Origin of the sequence: Pseudomonas sp. Z1-12, assembly GCF_051132015.1 — a bacterium.
In the GTDB taxonomy this organism is placed as follows: Bacteria; Pseudomonadota; Gammaproteobacteria; order Pseudomonadales; family Pseudomonadaceae; genus Aquipseudomonas; species Aquipseudomonas zanjanensis.
Window position 1 is genome coordinate 5,187,728 of sequence record NZ_CP071647.1, and the last position, 12,326, is coordinate 5,200,053.

10 protein-coding genes are annotated in these 12,326 nt (G+C 60.1%); 2 read left to right on the forward strand and 8 right to left on the reverse strand.

Features of this window, described 5'->3' with window-relative positions; all coding sequences use genetic code 11:
• Window positions 1–24: 24 nt before the first annotated feature.
• The 8 genes from aruF to acs form a co-directional block, all read right to left on the reverse strand.
• The gene (gene aruF / locus J3P85_RS22455) at window positions 25–1,044 is read right to left on the reverse strand and encodes an arginine/ornithine succinyltransferase subunit alpha (protein WP_003178851.1); all 1,020 of its coding nucleotides are present in this window, start codon (window positions 1,042–1,044) and stop codon (window positions 25–27) included.
• 236 nt (window positions 1,045–1,280) lie between these two features.
• A complete protein-coding gene (locus J3P85_RS22460; protein WP_434703553.1) occupies window positions 1,281–2,501 on the reverse strand; it encodes an aspartate aminotransferase family protein in 1,221 nt (406 codons plus the stop codon).
• A 356-nt stretch (window positions 2,502–2,857) separates the two neighbouring features.
• Complete coding sequence (locus J3P85_RS22465; protein WP_411385418.1) at window positions 2,858–3,838, reverse strand: GlxA family transcriptional regulator; 981 nt, start codon at window positions 3,836–3,838, stop codon at window positions 2,858–2,860.
• Between the two features lie 113 nt (window positions 3,839–3,951).
• The gene (locus J3P85_RS22470; RefSeq protein ID WP_186710561.1) at window positions 3,952–4,716 is read right to left on the reverse strand and encodes an ABC transporter ATP-binding protein; all 765 of its coding nucleotides are present in this window, start codon (window positions 4,714–4,716) and stop codon (window positions 3,952–3,954) included.
• Window positions 4,717–4,772: 56 nt separating this feature from the next.
• Window positions 4,773–5,471, reverse strand: a complete 699-nt coding sequence (locus tag J3P85_RS22475) for an ABC transporter permease (RefSeq protein ID WP_053124415.1) — start codon at window positions 5,469–5,471, stop codon at window positions 4,773–4,775.
• A complete protein-coding gene (locus J3P85_RS22480) occupies window positions 5,468–6,157 on the reverse strand; it encodes an ABC transporter permease (RefSeq protein ID WP_014339811.1) in 690 nt (229 codons plus the stop codon). Before J3P85_RS22480 ends, J3P85_RS22475 begins: the two co-directional genes overlap by 4 nt.
• A 90-nt stretch (window positions 6,158–6,247) precedes the next feature.
• Entirely contained in the window at window positions 6,248–7,021 is a 774-nt protein-coding gene (locus J3P85_RS22485; protein WP_420767507.1) for an ABC transporter substrate-binding protein, read from the reverse strand.
• Window positions 7,022–7,746: 725 nt separating this feature from the next.
• On the reverse strand, window positions 7,747–9,702 hold the full coding sequence (acs, locus tag J3P85_RS22490; RefSeq protein WP_186710565.1) for an acetate--CoA ligase: 1,956 nt from the start codon (window positions 9,700–9,702) through the stop codon (window positions 7,747–7,749).
• Between the two features lie 534 nt (window positions 9,703–10,236).
• Here acs and J3P85_RS22495 point away from each other — a divergent pair.
• Together J3P85_RS22495 and J3P85_RS22500 are read left to right on the forward strand one after the other, a co-directional pair.
• A complete protein-coding gene (locus J3P85_RS22495) occupies window positions 10,237–10,500 on the forward strand; it encodes a DUF2790 domain-containing protein (protein ID WP_186729835.1) in 264 nt (87 codons plus the stop codon).
• A 489-nt stretch (window positions 10,501–10,989) separates the two neighbouring features.
• Window positions 10,990–12,240: a ribonucleotide-diphosphate reductase subunit beta gene (locus tag J3P85_RS22500; RefSeq protein WP_053124419.1), complete on the forward strand. Its 1,251-nt coding sequence runs from the start codon at window positions 10,990–10,992 to the stop codon at window positions 12,238–12,240.
• Window positions 12,241–12,326 lie beyond the last annotated feature (86 nt).

The window sequence follows — 12,326 nt, forward strand, 5'->3', positions numbered from 1 at the left end:
CCCGCGAAACTCAGCTGTAAAGCGTTATACCGCTACCAAACGCACGCTGGCGCCTTCGCCAACGCCCAAGGCTTCGGCCGCTTCCATGTCCAGCGTTACAGGCTTGCCTGGCGCGTAGTCGAGCTCGAGCAGCACGGCGCGGTAATCCTGCAATTGGGCATTGGCCACCAGGTATTGGCGGCCGGCACCCTTGACCGGTTCGCCGATCTTGACCGGCACCACGCGGCTCTGGGCAATCGAACGGATGCCCGAGACGCGGGCATGCAGGGTCGGGCCACCGTCGAAGATGTCGATGTAGTGATCGGTCTCGAAACCCTCGCGCATCAGGATGTCGAAGGTGATCTGCGCACGCGGATGGACCTGGCCCATGGCTTCCTGGGCGGCGTCCGGCAACAGCGGCACGTAGATCGGGTAATGGGGCATCAGTTCGGCGAGGAAGGTACGGCTTTTCAGCCCGCACAAACGCTCGGCCGCCGCGTAGTTGAGGTCGAAGAAGTTGCGACCGATGGCGTCCCAGAACGGCGAGTCGCCATTCTCATCGCTGTAGCCGACGATCTCGGTCACCACCGAATCGGCGAACCGCTCCGGATGGCTGGCGACGAACAACAGCCGCCCGCGGGAATTGAGTTCCGACCACGGCGAACCCACCAATTCCGGCACCACGTAGAAACTGGTCAACAGGCTGTTGCCGGTCAGGTCGTGGCATTGGGAGAGTACGTGGATCTTGTTGTGGATCTTCAGCTCACGGGACGCGTGAACGAAGGTCTCGTTGCGAAAGCTGTAGAACGGTTCGGAATAACCGGCCGAAGCGACAATGGCCGAACAGCCGGCCAGCTTGCCGGTCGCGGTGTCTTCGAGGACGAAGAAATAGCTCTCTTCGCCGTTGAAACTGACTTCGGCGGCAAACGAGGCTTCGCTGGCGGCGATCTTGTCGCTCAGGCGTTCAACGTCATCCGGCAAGGAGGTGACACCGATCGGACTGTCCGCAGCCAGACGCTGTACCTCGCCCAGATCAGCCATTTGCGCGGGGCGCATCACCAGCATGGTGTCACTCCTTAACTTGAAATAAACGGTTCGACCAAAGGGTCGATACACAGAAAAAAACTAAACAAACACCCTGGCCCGCATTGCATCTGCGGCGGTCTTCGATTTTTCAGCCGCTGCAAGACTCCTGTGGGAGCGAGCTTGCTCGCGATAGCGGTGTGTCAGTCAACATTCATTTCACTGAAGCACCGCCATCGCGAGCAAGCTCGCTCCCACAAGGGAGGTCCGGGTCAGCCTCAGGCTTGCGTCAGCTTCGCCGCCGCCCGCTCGAAGCGGTCCAGGCCGGCGTCGATGTCGGCGTCTTCCACCACCAGGCTCGGGGCGAAGCGAATCACGTCCGGGCCGGCTTGGAGGATCATCAGGCCTTCCTGTTCGGCGGCATTGAAGATGTCCTTGGCCTTGCCTTTCCAGGCGTCGTTCAGCACGCAACCGATCAGCAGGCCCAGGCCACGCACCTGGGTGAACAGGCCGTACTTCTCGCCGATCTGTTCCAGGCGTGCCTTGAATTTGTTGTGCTTGGTCTTGACGCCACCGAGCACTTCAGGGGTATTGATCACGTCGATTACCGCCTCGGCCACCGCACACGCCAGCGGGTTGCCGCCGTAGGTGGTGCCGTGGGTGCCGACGACCAGGTGCTTGGCCAGCGCTTCGGTGGTGAGCATCGCCGCGATCGGGAAACCACCGCCCAGGCTCTTGGCGCTGGTGAGGATGTCCGGGACCACGCCGTAATGCATGTAGGCGAACAGGTGGCCGCTGCGGCCCATGCCGGTCTGCACTTCGTCAAAGACCAGCAGCGCATCGTGGGCATCGCACAGGTCGCGGGCGCCTTGCAGGTAGGCCTGCTCGGCCGGCAGCACACCGCCCTCGCCCTGGATCGGTTCCAGCACAACGGCGCAGGTCTTGTCGGAAATGGCGGCTTTCAAAGCAGCCAGGTCGTTATAAGGAACGTGGGTAATGCCGGTAATTTTAGGCCCGAAACCGTCGGAGTACTTCGATTGCCCGCCGACGTTGACGGTGAACAGGGTGCGACCGTGGAAGCTATTGAGCGCGGCGATGATTTCGTATTTTTCGCTGCCGAAACGATCGAACGCAACGCGACGGGCCAGCTTGAAGGCGGCCTCGTTGGCTTCGGCGCCGGAGTTGCAGAAGAACGCGCGCTCGGCGAAGGTCGAGTTGACCAGTTTGTGAGCCAGGCGCAGGGCCGGTTCGTTGGTGAAAACGTTGGAGACGTGCCACAGCTTGTTGGCCTGTTCGGTCAGTGCACCGACCAGCGCCGGGTGGGCATGGCCCAGTACGTTGACTGCGATACCGCCAGCAAAGTCGATCAGCTCGCGACCGGATTGGTCCCATACGCGGGAACCGGCACCACGCACAGGAATGAAGGCAGCAGGTGCATAGTTGGGAACCATAACCTGGTCGAAATCGGCGCGTTGTACCGCGGCTTGCTCAACGGACATCGGAGTCTCCTGATGAGGAACACCCGCCTGGAACTGGCGAGCTTGGTAAGGATTGTAAGGACAGTTTTCAGCCCGGCCTTGCCGCCAAGCGACAACTTCTTATAGCGCCAACCCACGTTTTGCGCGGGTTTACGGCAATGCGACAAATAGCGTCGCAAAGGCGCAGTTTAAACGTTGCCGGTGTATTTGAGGTGCCCGCATTCACATTTGCGCTGCCAGACACAAAACACCTGTGGGAGCGAGCTTGCTCGCGATGGCGGAGTGTCAGCCAACATTCATTTCACTGAAGTACCGCCATCGCGAGCAAGCTCGCTCCCACAGTTCTTGTGTTGACCGCCTATCCGCAGTCTTGCCGCTTAGCCCCGTTCGGACGGCACCGAGGACAATTCGAACGGGCTGCTGCTGCGTCGCTGGTTGCGATCTTCCCGCGGCGTGGCGCCGAAGAAGTTGCGGTAGGCGCTGGAGAAGTGGGGCCCCGAGGAGAAACCGCAGGACAAGCCGATCTGGATGATGGATTTGCTGGTCTGCATCAGCATCTGCCGGGCCTTGTTCAGGCGCAGCTCCAGGTAATACTGGCTGGGCACACGGTTGAGGTATTGCTTGAAGATCCGCTCCAGTTGCCGACGGGATACGCACACATGCTGGGCGATTTCGTCGGTGGTCAGCGGCTCCTCGATGTTGGCCTCCATCAGCAACACCGCCTGGGTGAGCTTTGGATGGCTGGAGCCGAGGCGATTCTGCAACGGAATGCGCTGGCGCTCGCCCCCCTCGCGAATGCGCTCGACCACCAGCTCTTCCGACACCGCGCCGGCCAGTTCCGCGCCGTGATCCCGGGCCAGCACCGCCAGCAGCAGGTCCAGCACCGACATGCCGCCGCAAGCGCTCAGGCGGTCGCGATCCCAGTCGAACAGATGGCTGGTGGCAATGACCTTGGGGAAGCGTTCGGAGAAATCGTCCTGCCAGCGCCAATGCACGGCGGCACGGTAACCGTCGAGCAGCCCCAGCTGGGCCAGGGGGTAGACACCCGCCGACAAACCGCCGATCACACAACCGGCACGCACCAGTTGCTTGAGGGCGCTGCCCAGGGGCGAGGCCAGCGCGGTCGGCGGCTCATCGGCCAGCAGGAACAGCTTCTGGAAACCCTCGAGCTTGCCGGCCCAGGGTTCGCCCGGCAATTGCCAGGCGCCGTCGGCCGGTGGCTCGGCCTGCAAGAACGACAATTCGTAGACCACATCCGGATGCACTCGCTGGGCGACACGCAAGGCGTCCTCGGCCAGCGCCAGCGTCAAGGCTTTAGTGCTGGGCCAAATCAGGAAACCTATTCGATGGGCAGTCATGGCGGGCGATCCGAAGCGAAAACAGTGTTAAAGCCAAAAGCGGCTGCAACCAAATTAGACCATCTGGCGCGCGGTGCGCAGCATGACCCAAATCAGGTGCGTAACGGGAGCGATTACTTGAGGCTGCCCGACAGAAATTGTTGCAGGCGCTCGGATTGCGGATTCACCAGCACTTCGCGCGGGTTGCCGCTTTCTTCGACGATGCCTTTGTGCAGGAACACCAACTGGTTCGACACTTCACGGGCAAAGCCCATTTCGTGGGTCACCACCACCATGGTCCGGCCTTCCAGGGCCAGGGCCTGCATCACCTTGAGCACGTCGCCCACCAGTTCCGGGTCCAGCGCCGAGGTCGGCTCGTCGAACAGCATCACCTCAGGCTCCATCGCCAGCGCACGGGCAATCGCCACGCGCTGCTGCTCGCCGCCGGACATGTGACCCGGGTAGGCATCCTTGCGATGAGCCACGCCAACCTTGTTCAGATAGTGCTCGGCCTTCTCCCGCGCTTCGGCCTTGGCCACGCCCAGTACATGCACCGGCGCCTCCATGATGTTTTCCAGCGCGGTCATGTGGGACCACAGGTTGAAATGCTGGAACACCATCGACAGCCGCGAACGCATGCGCTGCAGTTGCTTGGGGTCCGAAGCCTTCATGGCGCCGTCCTTGCCCGCCACCAGCTTCAACTCTTCGTTGTTGAGCAGGATCTTGCCGGCATGGGGTTGCTCAAGCAGGTTGATGCAACGCAGGAAAGTACTCTTGCCGGAGCCACTGGAGCCGATGATGCTGATCACATCGCCAGCGGCGGCTTTCAGGGACACGCCCTTGAGCACTTCGTGACTGCCATAGCGTTTATGCAGGTCTTGGACTTCAAGCTTGTACATGCGGTCGGTTCTCACAAAACGTCAGTCGTTGAGCAGTCGATCGGATCGATGCGTTATCAGTGCTTGCGCGGGGCTAGGTAACCCAGCCAGCGGCGCTCGGCCAGTTTGAACAGGCGCACCAGGATGAAGGTCAGGCACAGATAGAAAACGCCGGCCGTGATGTAGGCCTCGAACGGCAAGTAATACTGCGCGTTCACCGTGCGCGCGGCACCGGTGATGTCGATCAGGGTCACGATGGATGCCAGGCTGGTGGTCTGCAACATCATGATCACTTCGTTGCTGTATTGCGGCAGCGCCCGGCGCAGGGCCGACGGCAGCAGGATCCGGCGATACAGCTTGTAGCGCGACATGCCCATGGCCTTGGCCGCTTCGATCTCACCGTTGGGTGTGGCTCGCAGGCTGCCGGCGATGATTTCGGCGGTGTAGGCACTGGTGTTGATGGCGAACGCCAGGCACGCACAGAACGTTGCGCTGGACAGCCATGGCCAGAGAAAGCTCTCGCGCACGACCGCGAACTGCGCCAACCCGTAGTAGATCAGGAACAGCTGCACCAGCATCGGCGTGCCGCGGATCACGTAGGTGTAGAGCCAGGCCGTCATGTTGACGACCGGCTGCTTGGACACCCGCATCAACCCCAGGGGCAGCGCCGCCAGCAGGCCGAAGAACAGCGACAGGGCCAACAGCTTCAGAGTGGTCAGCAAGCCGCTGAAATACAGCGGCAACGCTTCGTAGATGACGTTGTAGTCGAAGATCATAGATCAGCCGCCCTTACGCCTACCGAGTAGCGCTTCTCAAGGTGACGCAACGCCAGCAACGAGACACTGGTGATCACCAGGTACATCGCCGCCACTGCGAGGAAGAAGGTGAAAGGCTCGCGAGTGGCATCCGCCGCCTGCTTGGCCTTGAACATCATGTCTTGCAGGCCCACCACGGAAATCAGCGCGGTGGCCTTGGTCAACACCAACCAGTTGTTGGTAAAACCCGGAATCGCCAGGCGAATCATCTGCGGCACCAGCACCCGGAAGAACACCTGGAAGCCGTTCATGCCGTACGCCATGCCCGCCTCGGCCTGTCCCTTGGGGATCGCCATGAACGCACCGCGAAAGGTTTCCGACAGGTACGCACCGAAGATGAAGCCCAGGGTGCCGATACCGGCCGCCAGCGGGTTCAGGTCGATGTAGTCGTCATAGCCGAGCATCGGCGCCACGCGGTTGAGCAGGTCCTGGCCGCCGTAGAAAATCAGCAGGATCAGCACCAGGTCGGGAATGCCGCGGATGACCGTGGAATACAGGTCGCCCAGCCACGCCAGCCAGCGCACCGGCGAGAGGCGCAACGCGACACCAATCAACCCCAGGACGATGGCCAGGGCCATGGACGACAAGGCGAGCTCAAGCGTCAACCATGCGCCATCGAGGATGACAGCCCCGTAGCCTTTCAACATGATTCAGGTCCTCGAAAGTGGGATGAAAAAATGGCGCAAACCGCAGAGATCCTGTTGCTTGCGCCATTTCGCACGAGTGGCGGGACGTCGTTACTTGCCGTAGATATCGAAAGCGAAGTATTTGTCCTGGATTTGCTTGTACTTGCCGTTCTCGCGAATGGCGGCAATTGCCGTGTTGATCTTGTCTTTCAGCGCGTCGCCCTTGCGAACCGCGATACCGACGCCGTCGCCAAAGTACTTGACGTCGGTGAAGGCCGGGCCGACGAACGCAAAGCCCTTGCCGGCGTCGGTCTTGAGGAAACCGTCATCCAACAGCGTAGCGTCTGCCACGGTGCCGTCGAGGCGACCAGCGGACACGTCCAGGTAGATCTCGTTCTGCGAACCGTACGGCTTGATCTCGGCACCCAGCGGGGCCAGCACTTCACGGGCGAAACGCTCGTGGATCGAACCACGCTGCACGCCGATGTTCTTGCCCTTGAGCTCGGCCAGGCCGTCGCTGACCTGGGTACCGGCCTTCATTACCAGGCGGGCCGGGGTGTTGTAGTACTTGTTGGTGAAATCAACCGACTTCTTGCGATCTTCAGTGATCGACATGGACGACAGGATCGCGTCGATCTTGCGCACCTTCAGCGCCGGGATCAGGCCGTCGAACTCCTGCTCGACCCACACGCACTTGACCTTCATCTCTTCGCACAGCGCATTGCCGATGTCGTAGTCAAAACCGACGATGCTGCCATCCGGGGCTTTCGAGGCGAATGGAGGGTAAGCCGCTTCGATACCAATCTTCAGGGGCTTCTCATCAGCGAAGGTCGGCAGGGACAGCACGGACAGTGCCAGGGCGCCAAGCAGCACAAGTTTCTTCATCTTGGGACTCCATCGGTAAAGGGCAAAAACGGCAGAGTGAGCAACAGCCCAATATGCGAATGGGTGAAACGAACTTTGGTGCTGCGTCCTAGGAAGCTCACGTTTTATCCAACGCGAGCCACGACGAGCGAGTGATCGGCATTCTAACGACAGGCCCGAAGCCGATATTTCTTCAATGCGACAACAAATTACAGAAGCACCGAGAAAGCTGTTCGAGCACATTGACAGCCCCGCAAATTCATGCAAGAGCAAAAGAAGGGAAACCGATCTATGCTGCAAATAGCGGGCCCATTATTCGCAAACCCTTCTAATCCGGCAAGCACAGCGTGTCGGCTTATTTTCAGAGACGCCTGGAACCGCCCTATGACGGGGCTTCGCGTTTCACATCGCCCCGTTATGGCGCCTTTGGTTACACATTTCGAAACGTCGGTAACGTTCAGACACCTCCTACTTTAAACGCCGATATTTATTCGAACACCTGTCAGCCAAACACCAAACCCTGTGGCGAGGGAGCTTGCTCCCGCTGGGCTGCGCAGCAGCCCCAAAAGCCAGGCACCGCGTTTGTTCAGGCATACCGCATTGACCGGTTTACGACTGCTGCGCAGCCGAGCGGGAGCAAGCTCCTTCGCCACGAAGGCACCACACTTCAGGCCCTCCCAGCGCGGCCATAAAAAAGCCCCGCCCGGCAAACGCCGGGCGGGGCTCTTAGGTGCTACACGCGACCGTCAGGCCACGTTCATGGTCTTGTGCGTCTCGATCAGGTGCGCCACCACACCCGGGTCGGCCAGGGTGGAGATATCACCCAACCCGTCGTATTCCGCCGTGGCGATCTTGCGCAGGATGCGGCGCATGATCTTGCCGGAGCGGGTCTTCGGCAGCCCTGGCGCCCACTGGATCACATCCGGCGAAGCAATCGGACCGATCTCCTTGCGCACCCAGTTCTTCAGTTCCAGGCGCAAGGCCTCGCTGGTTTCTTCGCCGGCATTGAGGGTGACGTAGACATAAATGCCCTGCCCCTTGATGTCGTGCGGCACACCCACCACCGCCGCTTCGGCGACTTTCGGGTGGGCGACCATGGCGCTTTCGATCTCGGCGGTGCCCATGCGGTGGCCGGAGACGTTGAGCACGTCATCCACCCGACCGGTGATCCAGTAGTAGCCGTCCTCGTCGCGACGGGCGCCGTCACCGGTGAAGTACATGCCACTGAAGGTCTTGAAGTAGGTGTCGACAAAACGGTCATGGTCGCCGTACAGCGTACGCGCCTGGCCTGGCCACGAATCGAGGATCACCAGGTTGCCTTCAGCGGCGCCCTCGACCAGGTTGCCGAGGTTGTCCACCAGTGCCGGCACCACGCCGAAGAACGGACGCGTGGCCGAACCTGGCTTCAACGCCGTGGCGCCTGGCAGCGGGCTGATCAGCACGCCACCGGTTTCGGTCTGCCACCAGGTGTCGACGATCGGGCAACGCTCCTTGCCGACATTCTTGTAGTACCAGTCCCAGGCTTCCGGGTTGATCGGCTCACCCACCGACCCCAACAGGCGCAGGCTGCTGCCATCGGCACCTTCGACCGCGGCGGTGCCCGAGGCCATCATCGCGCGGATCGCGGTCGGCGCGGTGTAGAGGATGCTGACCTTATGCTTGTCGACAACCTTGGCCACCCGGGTGATGTCCGGGTAGTTCGGCACGCCTTCGAACAGCAGGGTGGTCGCGCCGTTGGCCAGCGGGCCGTAGACGATATAACTGTGGCCGGTGACCCAACCCACGTCGGCGGTGCACCAGTAGACCTCGCCCGGTTTGTAGTCGAACACGCGCTCATGGGTCAGCGCCGCGTACAGCAAGTAGCCAGCCGTGGTGTGCTGCACACCCTTCGGCTTGCCGGTGGAGCCGGAGGTGTAGAGGATGAACAGCGCTTCCTCGGCGCCCATTTCTTTCGGCGCGCAAACGGTACCGGCGACCTTCATCAGGTCTTCGTACCAGATGTCACGGTGCTGGTTCCACTTGATGTTGCCCGCCGTGCGCTTGCACACGATGACTTTCTGGATGCTGCTGGTTTCCGGGTTGGTCAGCGCGTCATCGACGTTGGCCTTGAGCGGGATCTTCTTGCCGGCGCGAATGCCTTCGTCGGCGGTGATCACCACTTTGGATTTGCAGTCGATGATCCGACCCGCCAGGGCTTCGGGGGAGAAACCGCCGAACACCACCGAGTGAATCGCACCGATCCGGGTACAGGCCAGCATCGCGACCACGGCTTCAGGGATCATCGGCATGTAGATGGTCACCACGTCGCCGCGGTGCACGTCCTGGCCGCGCAGGGCGTTGGCGAACTTGCAGACTTCTTCGTGCAGTTCGCGATAGGTGATGTTGCGGCTCTCGGACGGGTCATCGCCCTCCCAGATAATCGCAATTTGATCGCCGCGCTCGGCCAGGTGACGGTCGAGGCAGTTGTAGGAAACGTTCAAGGTGCCGTCGGCAAACCACTTGATGTCGACATGGTGATCGTCGAAAGAAGTCTGCTTCACCGTCGTGAAAGGCTTGATCCAATCGAGGCGCTTGGCCTGCTCGCGCCAGAAGCCATCGGGGTTGACGACCGACTGCTGGTACATGGCCTTGTAGGTCGCCTCGTCAGTCAGCGTATTGGCCGCTACCTCGGGACGAACGGGATACACAGAAGCCGCACTCATCTTTCTTACCTCGGTGAATAGTTGTTTTTGTATGATCCCGTTGTAGCCCGGGGCGGGCCTATAGAACCATTCGACGATGGTAGTAACAAGTCCCTACAAAATGTCGGTACTAGTGGGAGCCGAGCTTGCTCGCGATGGCGGTGGGTCAGTCAATATCCATGCAAACTGATCCACCGCTATCGCGAGCAAGCTCGCTCCCACAGTTGATCTCCATTGAACGCTCACTTTACGTCCAACGCCGCTCCCCCTGTGGGAGCGAGCTTGCTCGCGATGGCGCCTGCCCATCCAATAGCAATTCACCAGACAGCCAACGACTCCCCGTCGATTATTACCAGATCAACCAACAGTGTTTATCAAAACCGAGTCTGTTTACCCCCACCCTCACCTTCTAAAATCCACCTCGCCAACCGGCAAACACGATTAGCGCAACACAGCCCCCACGAAGGCCGTTAATCCAACTTCCAACACTTGCTCCACACGCAACCCCAAAAAGGTTGCGTGACCCCACTCGACCTCAAAAAAGGTGAAATACAGATGAAAGCTTTATGGGTCCTAGTCCTCGGCAGCCTATGCGCCACCGCGATGGCGGATGAGGCCCCGACCGACGCAGCACAGCAAAAACCGGCCATTGAGGAGTACACCTACTCCACCCACCTGGACATCGCCAAAGTCATCTCCATGAGCGACATCCCGAACGTCTGCGAAGTGGTCCCGGCGAAGATGGAATACGACGACTCCAAAGGCCAACGCCACATCCTGCGCTACAGCATCATGGGCAACGGTTGCTCCAACGGCTGATCACAACTGGCAATTTCCATGGCCCGATTCCGCTCGGGCCTGGTTGTGTCTGGAACCACCAAAAACGCCCCGCAAACACAACATGTAGTGCAAAACCGCAAAAAACGCTGGTTTTTTGATCAAAAAAATCCGCGATCCACTTCATGCAAAAAAAATCTTACGCGGCCAAAGCCTTGTAAACCCTCGCTCCCACGCGGATATACCCCCCGCCGCCTCTTCTGTGAGCCATTTCGCCGCAGCACGTAGGCAAAAAAGTCCTTATAATGCCGCCTTAAACGGGCCTGCAATATTCCCTTACAGGGGATCACGCCAGCCCGGAGCCCACGCAGAGGCCAATCGCCTCCTCGCGTTCACCGCCGCTCCGGAACGACCCGTACATTTTTCTGTTTATTGCCTGCGTCAGCTGCTGCAACAAACGATTTTTCAAGATCCACCGCGGCCAGTAGGCCTTCATCGGGCATCTGGCCCTCACGCAGGAGACGACACGTCATGCTGAGCTGGGACGAATTCGACAAAGAAGACAGCGGCGAAGTCGCTGTAAAAGGCGCCAACGCCGGCCACGCTTCTGAAGCCAACATGGACCGCCTCGACAGCGCCGGCGGTGCCGCCGCCCTCGAAGCCCGGGCCGTGACGGCCAGCGACTCGGCCGCGATCATTCGCGCCAAGGCCGCCCTCGACAAACTCGACGTCGCCGAAGGCCTCGCCGAACTCGAAGGCGCCTCCGCCCGTGTCGCCGTCGATGAAAAGCGCATGATCAACTGCCGCGCCGACCTCAACCAGCTCGTGCCATTCAAATACGACTGGGCCTGGCAGAAGTACCTGGACGGCTGCGCAAACCACTGGATGCCGCAAGAAGTCAACATGACCGCCGACATCGCCCTCTGGAAAAACCCGGAAGGCCTGACCGACGACGAACGCCGCATCGTGATGCGCAACCTCGGCTTCTTCTCCACCGCCGACTCCCTGGTTGCCAACAACCTGGTCCTGGCCGTGTACCGCCTGATCACCAACCCGGAATGCCGCCAGTACATCCTGCGCCAGGCGTTCGAAGAGGCGATCCACACCCACGCCTACCAGTACTGCATCGAATCGCTGGCCATGGATGAAGGCGAAATCTTCAACATGTACCACGAGATCCCATCGGTCGCGAAAAAAGCTGCCTGGGGCCTGAAATACACACGTTCGATCTCCGATCCGAAGTTCGAAACCGGCACCCCGGAAACCGACAAAGAGTTGCTGCGCAACCTGATCGCCTACTACTGCGTTCTGGAAGGCATCTTCTTCTATTGCGGCTTCACCCAGATCCTATCCATGGGCCGCCGCAACAAAATGACCGGCGTCGCCGAGCAGTTCCAGTACATCCTGCGCGACGAATCCATGCACCTGAACTTCGGCATCGACGTGATCAACCAGATCAAAATCGAAAACCCACACCTGTGGGATGCCGAGATGAAGGAAGAAGCGACCCAGATGATCCTGCAAGGGACCCAACTGGAAATCGAATACGCCCGCGACACCATGCCTCGTGGGGTGCTGGGGATGAACGCGGCGATGATGGAGGACTACCTCAAGTTCATCGCTAACCGTCGTTTGTCGCAGATTGGCTTGAAGGAAGAGTATCCGGGGACGACGAATCCGTTCCCTTGGATGAGCGAGATCATGGACTTGAAGAAAGAGAAGAATTTCTTTGAGACTCGGGTGATTGAGTATCAGACGGGTGGGGCTTTGAGCTGGGATTGATTCGACAGAAAAATCCTAGGCTGCACGCGTAACAGAAACCCCGTGAAAACGGGGTTTTTTTTGTTCTACAGAACCAAAAACCGCGT

Excerpts from the sequence above, each read along its gene's own strand:
- aruF (WP_003178851.1), bottom strand. The coding sequence starts at position 1,044 with ATGCTGGTGATGCGCCCCGCGCAAATGGCTGATCTGGGCGAGGTACAG.
- J3P85_RS22460 (WP_434703553.1), bottom strand. The coding sequence starts at position 2,501 with ATGTCCGTTGAGCAAGCCGCGGTACAACGCGCCGATTTCGACCAGGTT.
- J3P85_RS22465 (WP_411385418.1), bottom strand. The coding sequence starts at position 3,838 with ATGACTGCCCATCGAATAGGTTTCCTGATTTGGCCCAGCACTAAAGCC.
- J3P85_RS22470 (WP_186710561.1), bottom strand. The coding sequence starts at position 4,716 with ATGTACAAGCTTGAAGTCCAAGACCTGCATAAACGCTATGGCAGTCAC.
- J3P85_RS22475 (WP_053124415.1), bottom strand. The coding sequence starts at position 5,471 with ATGATCTTCGACTACAACGTCATCTACGAAGCGTTGCCGCTGTATTTC.
- J3P85_RS22480 (WP_014339811.1), bottom strand. The coding sequence starts at position 6,157 with ATGTTGAAAGGCTACGGGGCTGTCATCCTCGATGGCGCATGGTTGACG.
- J3P85_RS22485 (WP_420767507.1), bottom strand. The coding sequence starts at position 7,021 with ATGAAGAAACTTGTGCTGCTTGGCGCCCTGGCACTGTCCGTGCTGTCC.
- acs (WP_186710565.1), bottom strand. The coding sequence starts at position 9,702 with ATGAGTGCGGCTTCTGTGTATCCCGTTCGTCCCGAGGTAGCGGCCAAT.
- J3P85_RS22495 (WP_186729835.1), top strand. The coding sequence starts at position 10,237 with ATGAAAGCTTTATGGGTCCTAGTCCTCGGCAGCCTATGCGCCACCGCG.
- J3P85_RS22500 (WP_053124419.1), top strand. The coding sequence starts at position 10,990 with ATGCTGAGCTGGGACGAATTCGACAAAGAAGACAGCGGCGAAGTCGCT.